This window comes from Streptomyces sp. NBC_01276, from assembly GCF_041435355.1.
Lineage (GTDB): Bacteria > Actinomycetota > Actinomycetes > Streptomycetales > Streptomycetaceae > Streptomyces.
The window spans coordinates 6,055,272-6,078,267 of record NZ_CP108442.1; the positions used below are offsets into that span (position 1 = coordinate 6,055,272).

General features: G+C 73.5%; 21 protein-coding genes and 2 pseudogenes. 10 read left to right on the forward strand and 13 right to left on the reverse strand.

Annotated features, from left to right (window positions below; genetic code table 11):
* The first annotated feature begins 40 nt into the window (after window positions 1-40).
* Entirely contained in the window at window positions 41-490 is a 450-nt protein-coding gene (soxR, locus tag OG295_RS27230; RefSeq protein WP_371679270.1) for a redox-sensitive transcriptional activator SoxR, read from the forward strand.
* On the opposite strand, the gene OG295_RS27235 is transcribed toward soxR, so the two are convergent.
* From OG295_RS27235 to OG295_RS27250, 4 genes are all read right to left on the reverse strand, one after another.
* Complete coding sequence (locus OG295_RS27235) at window positions 465-1,265, reverse strand: 3-keto-5-aminohexanoate cleavage protein (RefSeq protein ID WP_371679271.1); 801 nt, start codon at window positions 1,263-1,265, stop codon at window positions 465-467. The two genes, soxR and OG295_RS27235, sit on opposite strands and share 26 nt — an antisense overlap.
* On the reverse strand, window positions 1,262-1,876 hold the full coding sequence (locus OG295_RS27240; RefSeq protein WP_371679272.1) for a hypothetical protein: 615 nt from the start codon (window positions 1,874-1,876) through the stop codon (window positions 1,262-1,264). Before OG295_RS27240 ends, OG295_RS27235 begins: the two co-directional genes overlap by 4 nt.
* 154 nt (window positions 1,877-2,030) lie before the next feature.
* Entirely contained in the window at window positions 2,031-3,446 is a 1,416-nt protein-coding gene (locus OG295_RS27245; protein ID WP_371679273.1) for a serine-threonine protein kinase, read from the reverse strand.
* A 111-nt stretch (window positions 3,447-3,557) separates the two neighbouring features.
* Window positions 3,558-4,859 carry an exo-beta-N-acetylmuramidase NamZ domain-containing protein gene (locus tag OG295_RS27250; protein WP_371679274.1) on the reverse strand — a complete coding sequence of 434 codons (1,302 nt, stop codon included), beginning with the start codon at window positions 4,857-4,859 and terminating at the stop codon, window positions 3,558-3,560.
* Window positions 4,860-4,942: 83 nt separating this feature from the next.
* Here OG295_RS27250 and OG295_RS27255 point away from each other — a divergent pair, with 83 nt between their 5' ends.
* From OG295_RS27255 to OG295_RS27265, 3 genes are all read left to right on the forward strand, one after another.
* Complete coding sequence (locus OG295_RS27255) at window positions 4,943-5,716, forward strand: SDR family oxidoreductase (protein WP_371679275.1); 774 nt, start codon at window positions 4,943-4,945, stop codon at window positions 5,714-5,716.
* Complete coding sequence (locus OG295_RS27260) at window positions 5,713-7,458, forward strand: class I adenylate-forming enzyme family protein (RefSeq protein ID WP_371679276.1); 1,746 nt, start codon at window positions 5,713-5,715, stop codon at window positions 7,456-7,458. The genes OG295_RS27255 and OG295_RS27260 overlap by 4 nt, the downstream gene beginning before the upstream one ends.
* A gap of 80 nt (window positions 7,459-7,538) precedes the next feature.
* The gene (locus OG295_RS27265) at window positions 7,539-8,150 is read left to right on the forward strand and encodes a TetR/AcrR family transcriptional regulator (RefSeq protein ID WP_037688592.1); all 612 of its coding nucleotides are present in this window, start codon (window positions 7,539-7,541) and stop codon (window positions 8,148-8,150) included.
* A 123-nt stretch (window positions 8,151-8,273) separates the two neighbouring features.
* On the opposite strand, the gene OG295_RS27270 is transcribed toward OG295_RS27265, so the two are convergent.
* From OG295_RS27270 to tnpA, 8 genes and pseudogenes are all read right to left on the reverse strand, one after another.
* Window positions 8,274-9,509 carry an acyl-CoA dehydrogenase family protein gene (locus tag OG295_RS27270; protein WP_371679277.1) on the reverse strand — a complete coding sequence of 412 codons (1,236 nt, stop codon included), beginning with the start codon at window positions 9,507-9,509 and terminating at the stop codon, window positions 8,274-8,276.
* 9 nt (window positions 9,510-9,518) lie between these two features.
* Window positions 9,519-10,559: a phosphotransferase family protein gene (locus tag OG295_RS27275; protein WP_371679278.1), complete on the reverse strand. Its 1,041-nt coding sequence runs from the start codon at window positions 10,557-10,559 to the stop codon at window positions 9,519-9,521.
* A 158-nt stretch (window positions 10,560-10,717) separates the two neighbouring features.
* On the reverse strand, window positions 10,718-11,629 hold the full coding sequence (locus OG295_RS27280) for an MBL fold metallo-hydrolase (protein ID WP_371679279.1): 912 nt from the start codon (window positions 11,627-11,629) through the stop codon (window positions 10,718-10,720).
* 86 nt (window positions 11,630-11,715) lie between these two features.
* Entirely contained in the window at window positions 11,716-12,012 is a 297-nt protein-coding gene (locus tag OG295_RS27285) for a hypothetical protein (protein ID WP_371679280.1), read from the reverse strand.
* Between the two features lie 74 nt (window positions 12,013-12,086).
* On the reverse strand, window positions 12,087-12,407 hold the full coding sequence (locus OG295_RS27290; protein ID WP_371679281.1) for a DUF202 domain-containing protein: 321 nt from the start codon (window positions 12,405-12,407) through the stop codon (window positions 12,087-12,089).
* A complete protein-coding gene (locus tag OG295_RS27295; protein ID WP_266838225.1) occupies window positions 12,404-12,802 on the reverse strand; it encodes a DUF202 domain-containing protein in 399 nt (132 codons plus the stop codon). Before OG295_RS27295 ends, OG295_RS27290 begins: the two co-directional genes overlap by 4 nt.
* A gap of 166 nt (window positions 12,803-12,968) precedes the next feature.
* On the reverse strand, window positions 12,969-13,493 hold the full coding sequence (locus tag OG295_RS27300) for an NUDIX hydrolase (RefSeq protein WP_371679282.1): 525 nt from the start codon (window positions 13,491-13,493) through the stop codon (window positions 12,969-12,971).
* Window positions 13,494-13,566: 73 nt separating this feature from the next.
* Window positions 13,567-13,857 (reverse strand): annotated as a pseudogene (gene tnpA, locus OG295_RS27305) (IS200/IS605 family transposase); the annotation flags it as partial.
* Window positions 13,858-13,908: 51 nt separating this feature from the next.
* On the opposite strand from tnpA, the pseudogene OG295_RS27310 reads away from it, so the two are divergent.
* A pseudogene (locus tag OG295_RS27310) lies at window positions 13,909-14,596 on the forward strand (zinc ribbon domain-containing protein).
* A gap of 90 nt (window positions 14,597-14,686) precedes the next feature.
* Window positions 14,687-16,345, forward strand: a complete 1,659-nt coding sequence (locus OG295_RS27315; RefSeq protein ID WP_371679283.1) for an FAD-binding dehydrogenase — start codon at window positions 14,687-14,689, stop codon at window positions 16,343-16,345.
* Here OG295_RS27315 and OG295_RS27320 read toward each other — a convergent pair.
* Window positions 16,342-16,779, reverse strand: a complete 438-nt coding sequence (locus OG295_RS27320) for an ASCH domain-containing protein (RefSeq protein ID WP_371679284.1) — start codon at window positions 16,777-16,779, stop codon at window positions 16,342-16,344. The genes OG295_RS27315 and OG295_RS27320 overlap by 4 nt on opposite strands.
* Before the next feature lie 327 nt (window positions 16,780-17,106).
* Here OG295_RS27320 and OG295_RS27325 point away from each other — a divergent pair, with 327 nt between their 5' ends.
* The 4 genes from OG295_RS27325 to OG295_RS27340 all read left to right on the forward strand — a co-directional run bounded on the left by OG295_RS27325 (window position 17,107) and on the right by OG295_RS27340 (window position 22,976).
* Window positions 17,107-18,057 carry a hypothetical protein gene (locus OG295_RS27325; RefSeq protein WP_371679285.1) on the forward strand — a complete coding sequence of 317 codons (951 nt, stop codon included), beginning with the start codon at window positions 17,107-17,109 and terminating at the stop codon, window positions 18,055-18,057.
* A gap of 34 nt (window positions 18,058-18,091) precedes the next feature.
* Entirely contained in the window at window positions 18,092-19,636 is a 1,545-nt protein-coding gene (locus OG295_RS27330; protein ID WP_371679286.1) for an APC family permease, read from the forward strand.
* Between the two features lie 218 nt (window positions 19,637-19,854).
* A complete protein-coding gene (locus OG295_RS27335) occupies window positions 19,855-21,300 on the forward strand; it encodes an amino acid permease (protein WP_371679287.1) in 1,446 nt (481 codons plus the stop codon).
* Between the two features lie 443 nt (window positions 21,301-21,743).
* Window positions 21,744-22,976, forward strand: coding sequence for an MFS transporter (locus OG295_RS27340; RefSeq protein ID WP_371679288.1), 1,233 nt, complete (start codon window positions 21,744-21,746; stop codon window positions 22,974-22,976).
* Window positions 22,977-22,996: the final 20 nt, after the last annotated feature.

The window sequence follows — 22,996 nt, forward strand, 5'->3', positions numbered from 1 at the left end:
GCATGCGTCTGTCAACGGATCTCCGACTAGGCTCGGCCGTGTGCCGCAGATTCCCGAGAACGTCCACGAACTCACCGTCGGCCAGCTCTCCGCGCGCAGCGGGGCAGCCGTCTCCGCACTGCATTTCTACGAGGCCAAAGGGCTGATCAGCAGCCGCCGTACGTCCGGCAACCAGCGCCGCTACACGCGCGAGGCGCTGCGCCGGGTGGCCTTCGTACGCGCCGCGCAGCGCGTGGGCATACCGCTGGCCGACATCCGCGTCGCGCTGGTCGAACTGCCGGAGGAGCGCACCCCCACCCCCGAGGACTGGGCGCGGCTGTCCGAGAACTGGCGCGCCGAGCTCGACGAGCGGATCCGGCAACTCAGCGATCTGCGCGACCGGTTGTCGGACTGCATCGGCTGCGGCTGCCTCTCGTTGAAGAAGTGCGCCCTGTCCAACCCGGACGACGTCTTCGGCGCCCGCCTCACCGGATCCCGGCTGTCGCAGTAGCTGCGTCCCGCAACTCCCGCGCAGCGGAGACCAGTTCGGCATTGGAGCGCGCCGGCCGCCCGTCGGGCAGGTGCAGGACGTCGCCCAAACCGGTCCGCGCGCCGGCACCGCACCGCGCGGCCATCCGCAGCACCGGCCAGGCGGCCGCGTCCCGCCCGTACAGCAGGACCGGCACCGGCGGCAGCCAGCGCAGCGCCGCCACCAGCGCGGGGTCGGCCTCGGCCGGCTCCACCACCAGCCGCACCCGGCCGTGGTCCGGCGGGGCCCACTCCAGGAACCGGGCCAGCGGCTCCGGCCCGGCCCCGCCGCCCAGCGGGACCAGGGCGTCCACCGCCACCCCGCGCTCCAGCAGGGCCCGGCCCAGCGTGCCGGCGCCCGGCTCCGCGAACCGCACCTGGGCCCGGTCGGGCAGCACCGTCCAGGACCGCACCCGCTCCAGCCGCCCGGCGGGATCGGGCTCGGCGTCGACCGCGGCCGGAACCGAGAGGGGTACGCGGACCCCCGCGCCGCGCATCTCCTCCAGCAGTGGACCGACCACCCGCGGCGAGAGGCTCTCCCGCCCGCACGGGGTCCTCGGGTGCACCAGTACCTCCCCGGCCCCGGCGGCGACGGCCTCCACCGCCGACTCCGTCAGATCCCGCGGAGTCATCGGCACCGCACCCCCGTCGCGGGCGCCGCGCGATCCGTTGACCGCCACCTGGAGCACCGCCCCCGGCCCGCCGGCCCCGCCCCGACCGCCGGCCCCGCCCGGCCCGTCCCCGCCCGGCCCGTTCACGCCGCGCCCGCCGGGGCCGGGAGCACCACCGCCGAATGCACCAGTACCGCGTCCGCGAGCGCCGGTCTCGGCACCACGATCCCGCAGCCCCCGCACACCGGCCCGTCCCACGCCCACGCCCCGGCCCATGCCGCGTGGGCCGTCAGCGCCGCCGGCCAGCGCAACTCCCGCTCCCCGCACACCGGGCAGGCCGTCCCGGGCTCCGATTCCAGCGCCTTCACCAGTCGGCGCAGCACCTCGCCGAGCGTCCCGTCCGGCCGCACCCCCGGATCGACGCACCGCACCACCGCGTCCCCGCTGCCGCCCCAGGCCCACTCCGGCCGGCGCACCCCGTCGTGCTTCTCACGTCTACGGCGCGCCGCGAACTGCCGCTCGTACTCCAGCCAGACCGCCCGGGCCTCTTCCAGTTCCTCCAGCGCCGCGACCAGGCGCAGCGGATCCGCGCCCCGGTCCTCGGGGGCGATCCCGTGCCGGTCGCACAGGTGCCACCACGTCGCCCGGTGCCCGTAGGGCGCGAACCGTTCCAGGCAGCGGCGCAGCGAATGGCGCCGCAGGGCCCGGTCGTTGCGCGCATCGCGCACCTGGTAGGCCAGACTCCGAAAACCCGCCATCGCACCTTCACCTCCGCCGCCGTGCCCCCGCCCACACCTGTGTTCGCGCTACCCCGTCGAACGAAGCAGCGCGCCCTGACGTGCCCAACATGCCCTGCCGGATGTGGGCGCATGCGGGGGCGGTCGAGGCGTGCGGGTGGCACATGGCCAGAACTCAGCGCCCCATGCGCCCCGCCCCGACCACGATCCGGGCCAGCTCCTCGTGGCAGATGTCGCTGTGCGCCCCCGACGGCGGACCGCCGCGCCGCACCACGGAGCCCGCGTCCACGCTGACGCAACCGGCCGCGGGCAGCCCGTCGCGCAGGGCCGCCTCCAGGCTGAGCCGCTGTGCGCCCGGCAGCGCCTGCACCCCGTCGTGCCCGACCGCGCCCCACCGCTCGTCGAACCCCAGCAGACCGGCCGAATCCCCCGCCATCCGGGACGCCAGGGGATAGAACAGTCCGAGGGCGCTGTCGTGGGAGGAGTGGCAGGCCACCACGGGGCCGTCGACCCGGCGCTGGAGTCCCCGCAGGGCGCCGCCGCGGCGCGGATCGTGGGGGAGGCTGTCGCTGAAGGCGTAGTGCGAGAAGGCTCCCTGGAGCAGGGTCAGCGACTTCAGGTGCCGCGCCCCGTCCGGTACGGCGCGCAGGGAGAAGGACACCACCCGTGCTCCGAAGCTGTGGCCTATCAGGTGGACGCGCAGGGCCGGGCGTCTGCCCGCCAGGTCCGCCAGCACCGGCCCGAGGCCGTGCTCACCGACGACCCCGGCCCGGTTCTTCATCTCGTAGTACGTCGCCTGGCGCAGCAGCTCCTTGGCCCCGCCCCACAGGGCGCGCAGCCCGTCACCGGGGGCCAGGCACGGGCCGGCGCCGGCGTCCGCCCCGGATGCGGTCAGGGCGTCGGCCAGCTCCCGGCAGGCCTCCAGCACGTCCCGGGCGAAAAGGGCCGGTACCCCGCGGGCGCCGCCCGGGTCCGCCGCGGCCGCGGACCCGCCTGCGGCACCGGACCGGTCGACATTGGCGAGTTCCCGTACCAGGGCCCCGAACTCGGCGAAGGCGGCCTCCGACTCCGGCCGCCCGTCGAGCAGTTCGGCGACCCGGTCCAGCTCCGCCCGCCGGCCCGGCCAGAACGCTCCGAGCGCCCGCCGCGTGTCGGCGTCCAGGCCGGTGCCGGTGCCGGTGCCGGTGCCGGTGCCGGTGGCGGGCCGCGAGCCGGTGGCGGTGTCCGGGGCGGCGAGGGCGGGCCGCGGGTCGAAGTCCGGTATCGGCTCGTCGGAGAAACGGATCGAGGGCCAGACCACCCCCACGTAGCCGAGCCGCACCCCCGTTCCCACCAGCCCCGGGAAAGGGGCGAAGAAGCGGTCGAAGAGCCGGGTCGCGGTGGTCCGGTCGCTGTTCCAGCCGTGTGCGAACACCAGCAGGTCCGTGGCCTCGATCCGGGCCACCGCCGCCCGCGTCGCCGGGTCCACGTCGCCCTGGGCGTCGAAGGTCAGCTCCCGGTAGGGCCCGACGCCCACCCCGGTCGTGGTCGTGGTCGCCGTCGTGGCTCCGTCCCGGGCTCCGGTTCCGAATGCGGCTCCGCTGTCCGTCATGACGTCCCCCTCCGTGCCGTGCCCTGCCTGCGGTGCACGCAGCATCCCGCCGCGGGCGCCCGTCGGCCAGACCCGCGGCAGCACGGGATCCGCACGGCCCGGCGGGCGGAGTCAGGGGTAGAGGAGGTACTCCTCCCGGACCGCCGCGAACCGGGCCAGCCCCGCCGCCCAGTCGCCCGCGATCTCCTCCACCCCCGCCCCCGCGTCCACCAGCGTCCGTACCCGGTCCGAGCCGGTCAGCCGGTCGATCCAGTGGTCCGCGCGCCAGCCGAAGCCGCTCCACGCCCGCCGCGCGGTGACCAGCAGACCGATCCCCGCCCGCACCGGGTCGAAGGCCTCCCGGTCGTGCACGATCAGCCGGACCCCGCCGCAGAGCTTTCCGGCGTGCTTCGAGAAGGAGGGGGTGAACCAGGTCTCCCGGAACCAGACGCCGGGCAGCCCCAGCGCGTTCGCCGCCTCCGCCCACCGCCGGTCCACCCCCTCCGCGCCGACCACCTCGAAGGGGGTGGTCGTGCCCCGGCCCTCGGAGAGCGTGGTCCCCTCGAACAGGCAGGTCCCCGCGTAGGCGAGAGCGGTGTCGGGGGTGGGCATGTTCGGGCTCGGCGGCACCCACGGCAGCCCGGTGGAATTGTAGAAGGACGCGCGGCGCCAGCCCGTCATGGGGACCGTCCGCAGCCGGACCGGACGGGCGCGCAGGAACTCGCCGTTGAAGAGGAGGGCCAGCTCGGCCGCCGTCATCCCGTGCGCGAGCGCGATCGGCTCGCGGCCCACGAAGCTGGCGTACGGCCGCTGCAGCACCGGGCCGGCCGCCCGGCGTCCGCCCACCGGGTTGGGACGGTCCAGCACCACCACGGCCTTGCCGGCCAGGGCGGCCGCGCGCATGCAGTCGTAGAGGGTCCAGACGTAGGTGTAGAAGCGGGCGCCGACGTCCTGGATGTCGAAGACGACGGTGTCGATCCCGGCGGCCGTGAAGAGGTCCGCCAGGCGCTGCCCGCTCGTGTCGTACGTGTCGTGGACGGGCAGGCCCGTCGCCGGGTCCCGGCCGGTCCCCTCCGAGCCGCCCGCCTGGGCCGATCCGCGGAAGCCGTGTTCCGGCCCGAACACCGCGACCAGGTCGACCCGCGGGTCGGCGTGCAGGACGTCGACCAGGTGGCGGGCGTCGGAGGTGATCCCGGTGGGGTTGGTGACGACGCCGACGCGCTGTCCGGCGAGCTCCGCGTACCCGTCGGCGGCGAGCCGTTCGCATCCGGTGAGCACCCGCCCCGGCGCGGGGGCGCCCGCCGTGTCCGTTCTGTCCGCCGTACCCGCCGTGTCCGCCGTGGCGGCGCGGGCCGCCGGACCGGCTCCCGCGAAGGCCCCCGCGGTCCCCATGGCCCCCGCCAGTCCCAGTACCCCGCGTCGTGACAGCGTCATCCGCACACGCTAGGGCCCGGCCCCCTTCCGCCCTCACATACCGACTGGTTAGTCTGCCGGGATCCGGCAGGCCGTGGCGAAAGGTGATCCCCGTGAACGCGTACCAGGACCAGCGAGTCGTCGTCACCGGCGCGGGCGGCGGCATCGGCGAGGCCCTCGCCCGCCGCTTCGCCGCCGAGGGTGCCACCGTCGTCGTCAACGACCTCGACCCCGCGAAGGCCGCCTCGGTCGCGGAGGCGATCGGCCCCCGGGCCGTCGCGGTCCCCGGAGACGCCTCGACCGTCGTCGCGGAGGCCCGCGAGGCCCTCGGCGGCACGGTCGACGTCTACTGCGCCAACGCCGGACTCGCCTCGGGCGGGGACGCCTTCGCGGACGAGGCCGTGTGGGAGGCGGCCTGGGACACCAACGTCATGGCGCACGTGCGGGCCGCCCGGACCCTGCTGCCGCAGTGGCTGGAGCGGGGCAGCGGCCGCTTCGTGTCCACCGTCTCCGCCGCAGGGCTGCTGACCATGATCGGGGCGGCGCCGTACAGTGTCAGCAAGCACGGTGCCCTCGCCTTCGCGGAATGGCTCTCGCTGACCTACCGCCACCGCGGCGTCCGGGTCCACGCCATCTGCCCGCAGGGCGTGCGCACCGACATGCTGACCGCCGCGGGCTCGGCGGGCGAACTCGTCCTGGCGCCGACCGCCATCGAGCCGGACGCGGTCGCTGACGCACTGTTCGACGGCATGGAGAAGGGCCGCTTCTTGATCCTCCCGCACCCCGAGGTGGCGGACTACCACGCCGCCCGCGCGAACGACCCGGACCGGTGGCTGGAGGCCATGAACCACCTCCAGCAGAAGTGGGAGTCCTCGTGACACCCGCCCGCACACCCGGGGCCGGGGCGGACGCGGCGGACGCGGCGGCCCCGGCCGGCTCCCCGTACGCCGCGCGGCCGTGGCTGCGCCGGCTCAGCGCGGCGCAGCTGGCACCGGTCAGCCCGCCGCCCACCGTGCTCCACGCCTTCCGGGCCGCCGTGGCGCGCGCCCCCGGACGTACGGCCCTCGCGTACTTTGACGGGCGCGTCGGCTACGCCGAGGCCGACGCCCTCTCCGACTCCCTCGCCGGGTACCTCGCCGCGCGGGGGGTCCGGCGCGGCGACCGGATCGCCGTCATGCTCCAGAACACCCCGCACTTCGTGCTCGCCGTGCTGGCCGCCTGGAAGGCCGGGGCGGTGGTCGTCCTGCTGAACCCGATGTACAAGTCCGCCGAGGCCGGGCACGTCCTGCGCGACTCGGGTGCCGTCGCGCTGGTCTGCGAGGCCCGCGCCTGGGCGGCGTACCTGCGCGGGACCGCGCACGAGGCCGGCGTCCGGATCGCCCTCACCACCGACGAGCGCGACTTCCAGACCCGCGACGACGCCCGCCTCTTCCCGTCCCCGGCGCGGGAGCGGGAGCCGCACACCGCGACCGCGGGACCCCTCGGGTTCCCGGGCGGGCCCGAGGACCTGGTGACCGTGGCGCGGCTGGGGCACCCCGCGCCGGACGGGCCCGATCCGGTCGCCGACGACCTCGCGCTCCTCGGCTACACCTCCGGCACCTCGGGCACCCCCAAGGGAGCCATGAACCCGCACGGGGCGCTGACCTACAACGCCACCCGCCAGGTCACCGGCCACCCCCTCCCCGAAGGCGCCGGCTACTTCGCCCTCGCGCCGCTCTTCCACATCACCGGCCTCGTCTGCGAGCTCGTCGCCTGCTTCGTCAACGCCGGCACCCTCGTCCTCGCCCGCCGCTTCGACGCGGGCGCCGTCCTCGACGCCTTCCTCGAACACCGCCCGGCCTACACCATCGGACCGGCCACCGCCTTCACGGCCCTGGCCGCCCACCCCGCGGCCACCGCGGAGCACTTCGCCTCGTTCCGGGTCGTCTCCTCGGGCGGCGCCCCGCTCCCGCCCGCCCTCGTCGAACGCCTGCGCGCCTCCTTCGGCTTCTACCTCCGCAACGGCTACGGCCTCACCGAGTGCACCGCCCCCTGTGCCTCGGTCCCCGCCCACCGCGAGGCTCCCGTCGACCCCCGCTCCGGCACCCTCTCGGTCGGCCTGCCCGGCGCGCAGACCCTCGTACGGATCCTCGACGAGCAGGGCGCCGAGGTCCCCCTCGGCGAGACCGGCGAGATCGCCGTCCGCGGCCCCCAGGTCGTGCCGGGCTACTGGGGGCTCCCGGACGAGACCGCCGCGGCCTTCCCGGACGGGGAACTGCGCACCGGGGACGTCGGCTTCATGGACCCCGACGGCTGGCTCTACGTCGTCGACCGCAAGAAGGACATGATCAACGCCTCCGGGTTCAAGGTCTGGCCGAGGGAGGTGGAGGACGTCCTCTACACCCACCCCGCCGTCCGCGAGGCGGCCGTCGTCGGCGTTCCCGACGCCTACCGCGGCGAGAGCGTGAAGGCGTACGTGAGCCTGCGGCCCGGCGCCACCGCCGACCCCGCGCAGCTGTCCGCGTACTGCGCCGAGCGGCTCGCCGCGTACAAGTACCCGCGCGAGGTCGAGATCCTGCCTGTTCTTCCCCAGACCACCAGTGGCAAGATCCTGCGACGGGAACTGCGCGAGCGCGGCTGAAAATCGTCGGACGGTCGTACGGCGCAGGACACCCGGCACACGCAGGACAGGCGACGGATCAGGAGAGGAAGGCGAGCACCATGGCCGCCAGCACCACCGCGGGACCCGAGGACATCAACCGGGAGACCCCGGTGCCGCAGCGGCTGCTGGCCGTCGCGACCAGGCTGTTCGCCGAGCGCGGCTACGACCGCACCTCCGTGCAGGAGATCGTCGAGGCGGCCGGAGTCACCAAGGGCGCGCTCTACCACTACTTCGGTTCCAAGGACGACCTGCTGCACGAGGTGTACGCGCGCATGCTGCGCCTCCAGCAGCAGCGGCTCGACGCGGTGGCCGGATCCGACGCTCCCGTCGAGGAGCGGCTGCGGGCGGCCGCCGCCGACGTGGTGGTGACCACCATCGAGAACCTCGACGACGCGATGATCTTCTTCCGGTCGATGCACCAGCTCAGCCCGGAGAAGTACAAGCAGGTACGGGCGGAGCGCCGCCGCTACCACGAGCGGTTCCGGGCCCTGGTCGAGGAGGGGCAGCGCACGGGGGTGTTCGCCACGGCCACCCCCGCCGACCTGGTGGTGGACTTCTACTTCGGGTCCGTCCACCACCTGTCGACCTGGTACCGCACGGACGGCCCGCTCACCCCGCACCAGGTCGCCGACCACCTCGCCGACCTGCTGCTGCGCTCGCTCAGGCCCTGAGCCGGAGGGCGCCCGGCGCAGCGGCAGGACCCTGCGGCCGCCGGAATCCCGCCCGCCCCGCCCGCCCCGCCCGCCCCGCCAGCCCCGGCGGCCCCGGCGGGGCGCCCGGGCCCGGTACCGCGCCTAGGCCCGGTACCGCTTCAGTTCCCGGTGCGCCAGCGAGCGCTGGTGCACCTCGTCCGGCCCGTCCGCCAGCCGCAGCGTCCGCGCCGCCGCCCACAGCTCGGCCAGCGGGAAGTCCTGGCTGACCCCGCCCGCGCCGTGCAGCTGCACGGCCTGGTCCAGGATCCCCACGACCGCGCGCGGGGTAGCGATCTTGATGGCCTGGATCTCGGTGTGCGCGCCGCGGTTGCCCACCGTGTCCATCAGCCAGGCGGTCTTCAGCACCAGCAGCCGCAACTGCTCGATGGTGACCCGGGCGTCCGCGATCCAGCCCTGCACCACTCCCTGCGCGGCCAGCTCCTTGCCGAAGGCCGTACGTCCCACCGCGCGGCGGCACATCAGCTCGACGGCGCGCTCGGCCATGCCGATGAGCCGCATGCAGTGGTGGATCCGCCCCGGACCCAGCCGCGCCTGGGCGATGGCGAAGCCGGTGCCCTCCTCGCCGATGAGGTTGGCCGCCGGAACCCGGACCCCGTCGAAGACCACCTCGGCGTGCCCGCCGTGGTCGTGGTCGGCGTACCCGTACACCGTCATCGCCCGCCGCACCTCGACGCCCGGGGTGTCGCGCGGGACCAGGGTCATCGACTGCTGTCGGCGCGGGTCGGCGCCCCGCGGATCGGTCTTGCCCATCACGATGAAGACCTTGCAGTCGGGGTTCATCGCCCCGGAGATGTACCACTTGCGGCCGGTGACCACGTACTCGTCGCCGGCGCGCTCGATCCGCGTCTCGATGTTCGTCGCGTCAGAGGAGGCCACCTCGGGCTCGGTCATCGCGAAGGCGGAGCGGATCTCGCCGGCCAGCAACGGCTCCAGCCACTGCTTCTTCTGCCGTTCGTTCCCGAACTGCGCGAGCAGCTCCATGTTCCCGGTGTCCGGGGCGGCGCAGTTGGTCGCCATCGGCGCCAGGTGCGGACTGCGGCCGGTGATCTCGGCCAGCGGGGCGTACTGGAGGTTGGTCAGCCCGGCGCCGTGCTCCGCGCCCGGCAGGCCGTGCTGGTCCACGAAGAAGAGGTTCCACAGGCCCTGGCGGCGCGCTTCGGCCTTCAGTTCACCGAAGACGGCCGGGGTGTCCCAGGGCGAGGCCAGCCGTGCGCGCTGCTCGGCGGCGAGGGCTTCCGCCGGGTAGACGTGACTCTCCATGAACGCGAGCAGCCGCTCGCGGAGTTCCTCGGTCCGGGCGTCGAATGCGAAGTCCATGGGTGTGGCTCAGCCTTCCTGGAGGGTGGTCAGACCGTGTTCGATGAAGACCGGGACCAGTTCGCCGATCCGGTCGAAGCCCGCGCCGACCGTCTGACCGAGCGTGAAGCGGTAGTGGATGCCTTCGAGGATCACCGCGAGCTTGAACCAGGCGAAGGCCGTGTACCAGGCGATCGCGCCGGTGTCGCGCCCGGAGCGGGCGGCGTAGCGTTCGACCAGTTCGGCGGGGTCCGGGTGCCCCGGTGCACGGCTGGTCGTGCTGACCGGGGAGTCCGTCAGGCCCAGGTCGGAGCTGTACATCACCAGCAGCCCGAGGTCGGTGAGCGGATCGCCCAGCGTGGACATCTCCCAGTCCAGCACCGCCCGGATCGAGTCGTCCGGCCCGCCGATCAGTACGTTGTCCAGCCGGAAGTCCCCGTGCACCACGGTCGGCGCGGGGGAGGCGGGCAGGGTCCTGCCGAGCGCGGCGTGCAGCTCGTCGATGCCGGCCAGCTCCCGCCCGCGGGAGGCCGCGAGCTGCTTGCCCCAGCGGCGCAACTGCCGGTCGAGGAAGCCCTCGGGCCGGCCGAAATCGCCCAGCCCCACCGCCCCGGGGTCCACCGCGTGCAGGTCGACGAGGGTGTCCACCAGGGCGAGCACCGCCCGCCGGGTCCGCTCGGGGCCGATCTCCTCCAGCTGGGCGGCGGTCCGGTACGGGACCCCGTCCACGTACTCCATGACGTAGAACGGCGCGCCCAGCACCTCCTCGTCCTCGCACAGCAGCAGCGGACCGGGCACCGGTACCGCGGTCCCGTGCAGGGCGGCGATCACCCGGTGCTCGCGCCGCATGTCGTGCGCGGTGGCCAGGACGTGCCCGAGCGGCGGGCGGCGCACCACCCAGCGGGCGGAGCCGTCGGTGACCGCGTACGTCAGGTTCGACCGGCCCCCCTCGATCAGCCGGCCGCTCAACGGCCCGCCCACGAGCCCGGGGCGCGCGGCGTCGAGATGGCCGCGCAGCCGCTCCAGGTCCAGGCCGCGCGGGCTCGGGGAGCCTGCCGGGACTGCGGTCATGGTGCGCACCTCCGTACGGGGTTGACGGTGAGGGTTGCTCGGAGGACATCATGCCGACCAGTCGGTATGCCGTCCAGAGGGCGGGCCGGAGGAACCCTCCGGACACCGCCGCCGCGACCGCGCCGCCACCGACCGTGCCGCCGCACCCGGCCGCCGCGTCAGGCGTGGCACAGGATCGGCGTGCCCCCGTTCATCACCGTCATGTCGCGGAGCACGGCCATGATGTCCAGCGGCACGCCCTCCGGCTCCCCGGCCAGCTCCGCGTACGCCCGGTGCACGTTCGCCACCAGCCGCTCGCTCTCCCGCCAGGCCGCGAACTCGCCGAGATCGGCCCCCTGCGCGACCTCCAGCGGGGTCAGCCCCTTCGCCCGCCCCTCCCGCGCCAGTTCGGCGACGAACCGCAGGTACCGCTCGGTCGCCCCGTACGCCGACGCGTCCGTCAGCGGTCCGTGCCCCGGTACGACGGTCTCCGCGCCCAGGGACCGCAGCAGCTCCAGCGCCCGCAGGGACCCGGACAGCGAACCCATCGCCAGGAACGGCGTGCCCTCGGCGAAGACCAGGTCCCCGGTGAAGACCACCCGCTGCCGGGGCAGCCACACGATCGCGTCCCCGGTGGTGTGCGCCACTCCCGGGTGGATGACCTGCACCTCGGTCTCGCCGACGTGCAGGGTCATGCGCTCGCTGAAGGTGAGGTCCGGCGCGGTGATCTCTATCGCCCCGAAGTCGGTCGCGGGCCAGATCAGCTCCAGCTGGTGTCCTGCCGCGAGCTGTTCGGCGCGCGCGTTGTCGTGCCCGACGATCAGGGCCTCGGGCGCGAACACCGCGTTGCCGTAGGTGTGGTCGCCGTGGTGATGGGTGTTGACCACCGTCCGGGGGAGCGGCACCCCGGCCGCCGCGACGGCCTCGCGCAGGGCCAGGGCCCGCCGCTCGGTGGCGGCCGTGTCGACGAGCAGGGTCCGCCCGCCGTCGCTGACGAAGCCGGCGTTGTTCAGGCACCAGCCCCCGTCCGGCTGGACGTAGGCGTACACCCCGGCCGCGGGCTGGACTACGTACGGTGCGTCGACGGTCATGGGCGCTCTCCCCCGGGTCGCTACGACAGGTGATCGGCATCCTGTCAGCCGGGGCCCGGCCGGGGGAGAGCGGGGGTGAGCGGCCGTCAGTGGTCGTCGTAGTGGCCGTCGTGCTCCGCGTGCCGGTGCCCGTCGTGGAGGTAGTCGACGTGGTCGCCGTGCGGGACCGACTCGTGCCCGCAGTCCGCTCCGTGGGTGTGCGCGTGCCCGTCGTGGGTGGTGTGGTCCGGGGTCTCGCACTCGTCCCAGTGCCCGGAGTGCTCCCGGTGCAGGTGGCCGTCGTGCGCGTAGTCGACGTGGTCGCCGTGCGAGACCGCCCGGTGCCCGCACGAGGGGCCGTGGGTGTGTTCGTGCGTGGGGTGCTCGTGGTGCAGGGTCGTCATGGCGCAGAGGCTAGTGGGGAACGTCCCTTAACGCCCGTTCTGTCCGGGCTCGTGTCGCGCGGCTCGGCAGATCGTCAGAAGATCACCGTCGTCGCGAACAGCGCCAGCGCCACGGTGCACAGCACCGCTCCGAGCGCCACCCGCGGTGCGAGCGCCGGAGGCCGGGCCGTCGCCAGCTGCCGCACGCGCACGTGTGCCACACCCAGGAACGCCAGCCAGATCAGCGCGATCACCGCCGTCCCGGCCACCCGCAGGGGGGAGCCGGAGCCGTGCAGGGCCTGCCGCAGCGCGAGTACCGCGGCCACCGAACAGGCCAGTGTCGTACGCCGCCAGGCCAGCCGGGTCCGTTCCGGCTGGAGCCCGGCGTCGCGGGAGGCCGTACCCGGCCCGCTCACCGGCCCGCCGTCCAGCCCAGCAGCACGACCACCACCATCGCCGCCGCGACCAGCCCGACGCCCAGGCTGAGCACCACCGGGAACCGCGACAGCGGCAGGTCCTCGCCCCGCCGCATCGCCCGCTCGCACCGCACCCAGTGGTTCACCGCGCGCAGCGCGCAGGCCGCACCCACGGCCAGCAGCGCGAGGGCCATCCCGACGCGCACCCCCCACCGCAGGTCCGGCAGGAACTGGTCCACCGCGAACCCGCCGCCCACCAGCGCCAGCGCGGTCCGGATCCAGGCCAGGAAGGTCCGCTCGTTGGCCAGGGAGAACCGGTAGTCGGGGGTGTCGCCCTCGTCCCTCAGCCGCTGCGGCGCGAACCAGAGGCGCACGTCCTTGACGAAGTCGATCATCCGGCCAATCTACGGGCAGCCGCCCGGCCGCCCCGGGAGCGCCCCGGCCTTCGGCACCGGGCGCCCAGCCCCCGGTGCCCCGCCCGGCCATCCCCGGTGCCCCGCCCGGCCGCCCCCGGTGCCCCGCCCGGCCGCCCCCGGTGGCCCGCCCGCGCCGCCCCGCCCCTCACCCCGCGCGGTACGCCGTCAGCCGCCGGTACGCCTCCAGCCCGTCCGGTACCCACGCCCAGCTCCCGTCGGCGACCCGCCGGTCCAGCTCCTCCTGCGCCAGCCAGGTGTGCCAGTCCACCTCCGAGGCCTGCGGGGCCACCGGCAGGTCGCACCGCACGTCGTGCACGTAGGACCACCAGGACCCGCCCGGACCCTCGTAGAGGAACTTGAACAGCGGCGCCGGCTGCTCCAGCCCGCTCACCCCCAGCTCCTCCTCGGCCTCCCGCAGCGCGGCCCCCGCGTAGTCCTCCCCGGCACCCAGCACCCCGCCCACGAACATGTCGTAGTGCGCGGGGAACACCAGCTTCGACGCCGTCCGGCGGTGCACGAACACCCGCCCCCGCGCGTCCCTGGCCTGCACGAACACGCACCGGTGGAGCAGCCCCCGGGCGTAGACCTCGCCCCGCGGGGCCTGCCCGGTGACCCGGTCGTCCCGGTCCACCACGTCCAGCACTTCATCAGCGGAACTCACGGAATCCATCCCCGATCTTGCGTGGGTATCTCCTGCTTCGGCTGGGGAGGGAAACGCCTCCCAGGCCCGGAGGCGCGGAGCGCCGGAGTGCTCTGCGCCTCACACCCTTGAGGGAGTTGATCGGCTTGGACAGGGCGGCCTCCGGCGGGTGATGCACCAGCAGGTGGACGTGGTCGGCCTCGTCGTTGAACTCGCATAGCTCGGTCTCGAAGCCGGCGCAGACCTCTCGCATGATCTCTTCGCAGCGTCTGAGCATCGCGTCATCGAACACCCCGCGCCGGTACCTCGTCACGAACACCAAATGTGCATGCAGGTGAATGGTGACGTGACGGCCGGTGCGTATATCGGGATTTGGTTCCCAATATGGTGACATACGCCAAGCGTAGTATGATCTGGCGTCACTTGGCCGGAAGGGGGCGGCCGGGTGATCCGCGCGTACAAGTTCCTCATGCGGCCCACCGTGGGCCAGACGGTCGCGCTCGGCGAGATGCTTCGTGATCACTGCTCCCTTTACAACGGGGCGTTGCAGGAACGCCGTGACGCCTACCGGCACAGTTCGAAGACGAGCGTCCGGTACGGCCAGCAGTCGGCGCAGCTCAAGGCCATCCGGGCGTTCGACCCGGAACGTCATGGCCGGTGGTCGTTCTCCTCGCAGCAGGCCACCCTGCGCCGTCTCGACAAGGCGTTCAACTTCGTCCCCAACCCCCGCCACGGCCGCACCGACGCGGACCGGCTCGCCGCCGCACAGCAAGCACTTTCCCGGTTTCCCCGCGTCCGACGGGACAAGCGGACCGCGAACCACCGACGCGCCGTCGAGAAGGTCGCCAAGCTGCACGGCAAGGTGCTCGATCTTCGATGCCGGATGGGGGGTGTTCCTCACGATCCTCACCGCCAAGGCTGCAAGCGCCGGGCGGCAAGTGATCGCCGTGGACCCCCGCAACACCTCCAGGCAGTGCCCTGAATGCGGGCACACCGCCAAGGAGAACCGGCCCACACAGGACAAGTTCCACTGCGTCACCTGCTGCCACCTGGCGCACGCTGACACGGTCTACGGGCCGGGCTGGTCCGTCGCGACGCCGACACGGCATAGCGAGAAGCCCCCTCATGCATGAGGGGGAGGAGTCACCCAACCACCGCCATTGACTGGTTACCGCTCCGTAGCGAAGGATCTGCCCCACCACCCACCGGAGGACGGGCTACCCATGACGACGTACGACGCCGACGTGATCGTGATCGGAGCGGGCCTCGCCGGGCTCGTAGCCACCGCCGAGCTCGTCGACGCGGGCCGCAAGGTGATCCTCCTCGACCAGGAGCCCGAGCAGTCCGTCGGGGGCCAGGCCCACTGGTCCTTCGGCGGCCTGTTCTTCGTGGACTCGCCCGAGCAGCGGCGGATGCGGATCAAGGACAGCCGCGAGCTCGCCCTCCAGGACTGGGCCGGAACGGCGGGGTTCGACCGGCCCGAGGACGCCTGGCCGCGCCGCTGGGCCGAGGCCTACGTGGACTTCGCGGCCGGGGAGAAGCGGCCCTGGCTGCACGCCCGGGGGGTCCGCTTCTTCCCCGTCGTCGGGTGGGCGGAGCGCGGCGGCTACGACGCGAACGGCCACGGCAACTCCGTCCCCCGCTTCCACATCACCTGGGGCACGGGCCCGGGCCTGGTCGCCCCCTTCGAACGCCGGGTCCGGGCCGGGGCGGCCCGCGGCCTGGTCGAGTTCCGCTTCCGCCACCGGGTCACCGGTCTCGCCACCACCGGCGGCGCCGTGGACACCGTCACCGGGGAGGTCCTGGCCCCCTCCGACGCCGTACGGGGCGCCGCGAGCAGCCGCGAGGTCACCGGGGCCTTCTCCCTCCGGGCCCAGGCGGTGATCGTCACGAGTGGCGGCATCGGCGGCAACCACGACCTCGTGCGCGCGCAGTGGCCGGCCCGCCTCGGCACCCCGCCCGAGCGGATGCTGGCCGGGGTCCCGGCGCACGTGGACGGCCTGATGCTTGGCATCACGGAGCGGGCCGGCGCCAGCCACATCAACAAGGACCGGATGTGGCACTACACCGAGGGCATCGAGAACTGGGACCCCATCTGGGCCCGGCACGGCATCCGCATCCTGCCCGGCCCGTCCTCGCTCTGGCTCGACGCCACCGGCAAGCGGCTGCCCGTGCCGCTCTTCCCGGGCTTCGACACCCTCGGCACCCTCGACCACATCATGAAGACGGGCCACGACCACACCTGGTTCGTGCTCAACCAGCGCATCATCGGCAAGGAGTTCGGTCTCTCCGGCTCCGAGCAGAACCCCGACCTGACCGGCAAGTCGGTCCGCGACGTCATCGACCGCGCCCGCCAGGCCGTGCCCGGCCCGGTGAAGGCCTTCATGGACCGCGGCGCCGACTTCGTCGTCGAGCGGGACCTCGCCGCCCTGGTGCGCGGCATGAACGCCGTCACCAAGGAGGACCTCCTCGACGAGGCCACCGTCCGCCGGGAGGTCGTGGCCCGCGACCGGGAGATCGCCAATCCCTTCACCAAGGACCTCCAGGTGACGGCCATCCACGGCGCCCGCAAGTACCTCGGCGACAAGCTGATCCGCACCGCCGCCCCGCACCGCATCCTCGACCCGAAGGCGGGCCCGCTGATCGCCGTCCGGCTCTCGGTCCTGACCCGGAAGTCCCTCGGCGGCCTGGAGACCGACCTGTCCTCCCGCGTCCTGACCCCGGCGGGCGAACCGCTCCCCGGCGTCTACGCGGCCGGCGAGGCGGCCGGCTTCGGCGGGGGAGGGGTCCACGGCTACCGCGCGCTGGAGGGCACCTTCCTGGGCGGCTGCATCTTCTCGGGCCGCGCCGCGGGCCGCGCGGCGGCCAAGGCCGTCTCCTAGGCCCCGGCCCCGGCCCCGGCCTGGAGGAGCCTGAAGCGTTCGGTGACGACCAGAGTGTCGTCGCCGACCGTGAAGTGCGGGTCGCCCATGGCCGCGCGCTGTTCCCCGCTGTGCCAGAACCGCTCGTGGGAGGTGCGCCATTCGGCCACCGACGCGTATCCCTCGCCCTCGTCCACCGCGTGCCGCAGATCGACCTCGGCCAGCCGCAGCACGCGCACCTCCGTCAGTTCCAGGACAGCCAGCGGCCGTTCGGCGGAGTCGACCAGGACCGCGCGGTCGCCCGGTTCGGGCAGCGGCTCGCCCTCCCGCTCGTACTCCTCCAGCAGTCCCGTCGTGGCGGTCTTCGCCCCGCTCAGCACCGCCGCCACCAGTCGGTCCCGCAGTTCCCCGGGGTAGCCCAGGAGGAAGGGGGGCAGGTCGTCGTAGATCGCCATGGCGACAGCCTACGGGCCGCGTCCGGCGGGTGGCACGCGTGGCCGAACCACCACAACCATGCCAACTCGGCCAGCGGAAACACCAGTTGAAACCCGCCACCCGATGGACCGGACCTTGACGCGGAGCTGTGCGTACCGGTTTGCTGTGCGTGATCATCCGGAACACTCACGGGCATGATCCAGCCGCACCACCGGAACCGCCGCACCACCGAAATCGCCGCACCATCGGAACTGCCGCACCACCGGCCCCACGGCCCTCAGTCGTCACCCGTGCGTGCTCCCGCGTACGTCGTCCACCCGCGCCCGCGCCCTGGAGGGAACCCGCGGATGTCCCCGCCTCCGCCGCCCCTCGGCCGCGCCCGCAAGCGGGACGCCCAGCTCTTCGACCCGGCCCTGTGCGACACCGAACTGGTCTCCGTACGCTCCCAGTTCACCCAGGGCCGGTGGGCCAAGGCCCGTACCCTCCTCGTCGGCACGGGTGACGACTGGGACCGTCGCGGCCACCGCGTCGTCGTCCTCGCCGAAACCCCGGCCGCCACCGCGTGGGCCCGCGAATGGCTGCTCGCCGAGCCCGGCAGCGCCGACGCCACGACCCTCCTCGCCTGCGCCGCCGTCTTCAGCGCCCTGCGCCGCAAGGGCACCCCCGAGGCGGCCGAGGAGGCCTGCCGGCGGGCCGCCGCGCTGCTGCCCGCCGACCCCACGCCCTGGCTGGGCCTGCTCATGCTCTCCCGCGCCTTCGGCACCGAGGAGGATTTCAGCCGCCACTTCGACCAGGTCCGCGCCCGTCACCGGGAGCACCACCACGCCCACCACCTGATGGTCGCCAAGCTGGCCGAACGCACCCCCTCCCTGGGGCACGACCCGCTCCACGAGGTCTACGACTTCGCCGCCTGGGCCGCCGAGGAGTCCCCGGCCGACTCCCCGCTCGCCGTGCTGCCCGTCATCGCCCACGCCGAGCGCTACCGGGTCCTCGCCGCCGCCCAGGGGGGTGCCACCCCCCAGTCCGCGGGCCCGCACTGGGCCGGCCGGCGCGCCCGGCAGGTGCTGCGCTCCGCCTTCGACTGGTGGCTGGAGTGGGAACGCGAGGACCACCCCCGCAACCGGGTCGACCTCAACTTCCTCGCCCACGCCAAGCTCTGCGAGGGCCGCCCCGCCGAGGCCGCGGCCCTCTTCCACCGCATCGGCAGCCATGCCACCCCCGCGCCCTGGTCCTATCCGGACCGGGACCCGCACAAGGCCTTCCTCGCCGCGCGCAGCGCCGCGCTCGGCACCGCCTGACCCCGCCCAGCCAGTCCCCCGAAAGGACCCCGCCATGCCGACGGGCAGATCCACCACGCTCCCAGCCGAGGCCGAGATCCGCACGTACAAGGGCCAGGACCGCGCCCTGCGCGCCGACCGTCTCGGCACCGCCGGACTGCTGCTCTCCGTACTCGCCGCGAGCGCGCCGCTGATGGTCGTCGCGGGTGTCATGCCCACGATCTTCGGGGTCATGGGCATCGTCGGCCAGCCGCTCCTCTTCGTGATCCTCGGCGTCGTCCTCGCCCTCTTCGGCGTCGGGTACGCCGAGATGAGCCGCCACGTCCACAACGCCGGCGCCTTCTACGCGTACATCGCGCGCGGCCTCGGGCCCACCGCCGGGGCCTGTGCCTCCCTCGTCGCCCTCGTCGCCTACAGCGCCATGCAGGTCGGCGTGTACGGCATCCTCGGCTTCGAGATCTCCGGCCTCTTCGCGACCTACCTCGACACCCGGGTCGCCTGGTGGATCCCGGCCCTGATCGCCGTCGCCGCCACCGGTGCGCTCGGCTGGCTGAAGATCGACCTCAACGCCAAGGTGCTCGGCGTCCTGCTGCTGATCGAGTGCGCCCTCGTCGTCGTCTTCGACGCCGCCGCCCTCGGCAAGCCCGGCCCCGAAGGACTCTCCCTCACCGCCTTCGACCCCGGCACCCTCTCCGGAGCCGGCCTCGGCACGGCCCTGTGCTTCTGCATCGCCGCCTTCGTCGGCTTCGAGCAGTCCCCGGTGTACGCCGAGGAGACCAGCAAGCCGCACATCGTGGTCTCGCGCGTGATGTTCCTCGCGATCGGCTTCGTCGCCGTCTTCTTCGCCCTCAGCGCCTGGGCCCTGTCCGTGGCCACCGGACCCGCCGGGATCACCGCCGCCTCCGCGAAGGCCGGTCCCGGACTGCTCTTCGAGCTGACCGAGGCCCGTCTGGGTGCCGCCTTCACCGACGTCCTGCACGTGCTCTTCGTCACGGGCATGTTCGCGGCCATGCTCAGCTTCCACAACGTCGTCGCCCGCTACGCCTTCGCCATGGGCCGTGAGGGCCTGCTCCCCGCCCGCTTCGGCCGCACCAACCCCGGCACCGGCGCCCCCGCCACCGGCTCCCTGCTGCAGACCGTCGTGGCCGCCGTCGTCGTCGTCGTCTTCGCGCTCACCGACGACATGCCGGCCGGCGACCCCACCGCTCCCGTCCTGCACCTGTTCACCTGGATGGGCAGTGTCGGAGCCCTCGGCGTGACCGTCCTGATGGCCGCCTCCTCCTTCGCCGTCATCGCCTTCTTCGTCCGCCGCGGCACCGCGGGCGCGCAGGTGTGGCGTCTGATCGCCGCGGCCCTGGCGGGCCTCGCGCTGATCGCCATCGCCGTCTACACCGTGCGGGACTTCGGCGTGCTGGTCGGCGCCGCGGAGGGCTCCGCGCTGGGCCGGGCGCTGCCCGCGATCATCGGCGTGGCCGCCCTGGGCGGACTGGTCCACGGGCTGCTGCTCAAGAGGCGCCGCCCCGAGGCCCACGCCCGGATCGGCCTGGGCAACGAGGCCTTCCGCCTCGACCAGGCCGCGGAGGCCGACCCGGTCGGCTGAGCCCCGTAGCCTCGCTTTCGTGCCCGCCTGAGGCCCCCGGCGACCGTTTCCATGGTCGCCGGGGGCCTCCGCGTGCATGGGGCCGATTTTGGCGGGTAGCGGAGCCTCATGGTCTATTGGGGCGACAAATTCACCGGAACGCGGCACGGGGGACACCACCCAGCTCCCCCGCACGCGCCCCGGATCTGCCTGTCCGAACCACGAAGGCGAAGTCCCGAATGAGTGACCGCACCTTGACCGAGGCCCCCGCCGAGGCGTCGTCCCGCCATGTCGACGCCGGTGACGAGGGCTACAGCAAGGACCTCAAGTCCCGCCACATCAACATGATCGCCATCGGCGGAGCGATAGGCACCGGCCTGTTCCTCGGCGCGGGCGGCCGGCTCGCCGGCGCCGGCCCCTCCCTCGCCATCGCCTACGCGGTGTGCGGAGTCTTCGCCTTCTTCGTGGTCCGGGCCCTGGGCGAGCTCGTCCTGTACCGCCCGTCCTCCGGAGCCTTCGTCTCCTACGCGCGCGAGTTCATGGGGGAGAAGGGCGCCTACACCGCCGGCTGGCTCTACTTCCTCAACTGGTCCACGACCACCGTGGCCGACATCACGGCCGCCGCGACCTACGCGCACTTCTGGTCGATGTTCACCGACGTCCCCCAGTGGGTGCTCGCCTTCATCGCCCTGGCCGTCGTGCTGACCGCCAACCTGATCTCGGTGAAGTACTTCGGCGAGATGGAGTTCTGGTTCTCCCTGGTCAAGGTGGCCGCCCTGGCGGTCTTCCTGATCGTCGGCATCTACCTCGTCGCCACCAGCCACGACATCGGCGGCCACACCCCGGGCCTCGACAACATCACCGACAACGGCGGCATCTTCCCGTCCGGCGTGCTCCCGATGCTCCTGGTCATCCAGGGCGTCGTCTTCGCGTACGCCTCAGTCGAGCTCTGCGGCGTCGCCGCGGGCGAGACCGAGAACCCCGAGAAGATCATGCCCAAGGCGATCAACTCGATCATGTGGCGCGTGGGCCTCTTCTACGTCGGCTCCGTGGTCCTGCTGGCCCTGCTGCTCCCGTACACCGAGTACTCCGGCGACCAGAGCCCCTTCGTCACGGTCTTCGACAAGCTCGGCGTCCCCGGTGCCGCCGGCATCATGAACCTGGTCGTCCTGACCGCGGCCCTCTCCAGCCTGAACTCCGGCCTCTACTCCACCGGCCGCATCCTGCGCTCGATGGCCGTCTCCGGCTCCGCCCCCAAGTTCACCGGCGTCATGAACAAGGGCAAGGTCCCCTACGGCGGGGTCCTGTTCACCGCCGCCTTCGGCGTCGCGGGCGTCGGCCTGAACTACTTCATGCCCAAGGACGCCTTCGAGATCGTCCTGAACTTCGCCTCGCTCGGCATCCTGGGCACCTGGGCGATGGTCATGCTGTGCTCGCTCCACTTCTGGCGGCGCGCCGGCCAGGGCCTCCTGGAGCGGCCGTCCTACCGCCTGCCCTGGGCCCCGTACACCCAGATCGTGACGCTGGTCTTCCTGGTCACCGTCCTGGTCCTGATGTGGTGCGACGGGGGCGTCGGCCGCACCACGATCCTCTTCGTCCCGGTCATCGGAGCGGCCCTGGTCGGCGGCTGGTTCCTGGTCCGGGGCCGGGTGGCGGAGATCGCCGCCGCCCGCTCCGGCGACTGACGGGCCGGATCGCCGCCGTACGGAAGCACCGTACGGCCCACGACCGCGACCCCATGACGAGAAGGCCCCCGCACACCGGTGCGGGGGCCTTCTCGTCGTACCGGCCGTTCCCTACCCGCAGGTAGTCGGGACGTTCGCGGCATTCCTCCGGAGAATTTCGCCAAGAATTTACCGCCGACGGCCGGGGTATTCGCATGTGACGAGCGCCACAACGCATTCCCTGGACGTACCGCTGTGACGCTGTCTCTAATGGGTCTTCGTGCCCGGCCAACGATCTTGGACGGGCGCTCCGGGGGAAATTCCCGAATCTTGTCGTTGGCAATGGTGCTGAACGAGGGGTACGGAACGGTGTCAGTGATCCTGACGGTCGAGAAATGGTCCGGGCAATTCGGCCCGAGGCCCGTACGGTTTTCCGGTCGCCGCGTCGGCGACTCGGTGCGGCAATGCTGAGCCGGTTGCTCCCGGCCCGGGGATCCGCACGCACCCTCACCGGCATCACGCTGGTGCACACGCTCGGACAGGGCCTGTGGATGGCGCTCAACGCCATCTACGCCACGTCCGTCCTGGGGCTCTCGCCGGGCCGGTTCGGCATCGGTGTCGGCGTCGCCGCGGGCGTCGCCCTGGCCCTCAGCACCCCGACCGGGCACCTGGCCGACCGGATCGGCCCGCGGGCCGTCCAGATCTGGTCCTTCCTCGCCCTCGGGCCGCTGACCGCCGCGCTCCTGCTCGTCGACGGATTCCGGCAGTACCTGCTGGTGCTGTCCGTGCAGGCGATCGCGTACAGCGCCAGCCGCAGCGCCAGGATGGCCATGATCGCCGGGCTGGTCGCCCCCGAGGACCGGGTCTCCGTCCGCGCCTACCTGCGGGCCAGCAGCAACGTCAGCGTCTCGGTCGGCGCGGCCCTCGCCGGGCTGGTGCTGGTCGCCGACAGCCCCGCCGTCTACCGGGCCGCCGTCGTCTTCAACGCCTCCACCTACCTGGTCACCGGCCTGCTCACGCTGCTGCTCCCGGCCGTGCCGGCGCAGCCGGCCCGGCCCGGCCCGGCGCTGGTGGTGCTGCGGGACCGGCCCTTCCTGGCCTTCGTCGTACTGGACGGCCTGCTGTCCATGCACAACCTGCTGCTCGACGTGGTGCTCCCGCTCTGGGTGCTGCACCACACCGGCGCACCCCGCTGGATGATCGCGGCCATCCTGATCACCAACACCGTCGCCGTGGTCCTGCTCCAGGTCAGAGCCGCGCGCGGGACCGACGAACCGTCCGCCGCGGCGCGGGCGGCCCGGAGCGGATCGCTGTGCCTCGGCGTGGCCTGCGTGGTCTTCGCCTTCACCGAGGGGGCCTCGGCGGCCGTCGCCTGCGTCCTGCTCTTCGCCGGCGCGCTCGCACACGTCCTGGGGGAGATCCGGCAGTCGGCCGGGAGCTGGGGGATGTCCTTCGGGCTGGCCCCGGAGCACGCCCAGGGCCAGTACCAGGGCACCGCCGCGATGGGCGCCGACCTGGGCAAGATGATCGCGCCGGCGGTGCTGACCTGGCTGGCGATCGAGCACGGTGCGGTCGGCTGGCTCGTGATGGGCGTCGGGTTCGCCTCGGTCGGGGCCCTCATGCCCCTGGTCGCCTCCCGCGCCGCGCGCAGACGGCCCGCGCAGGATCCGTCCGGGGCGCCCGTCCGCGTCCCGTAGCGGTTCCCGGGGCGGTCCCG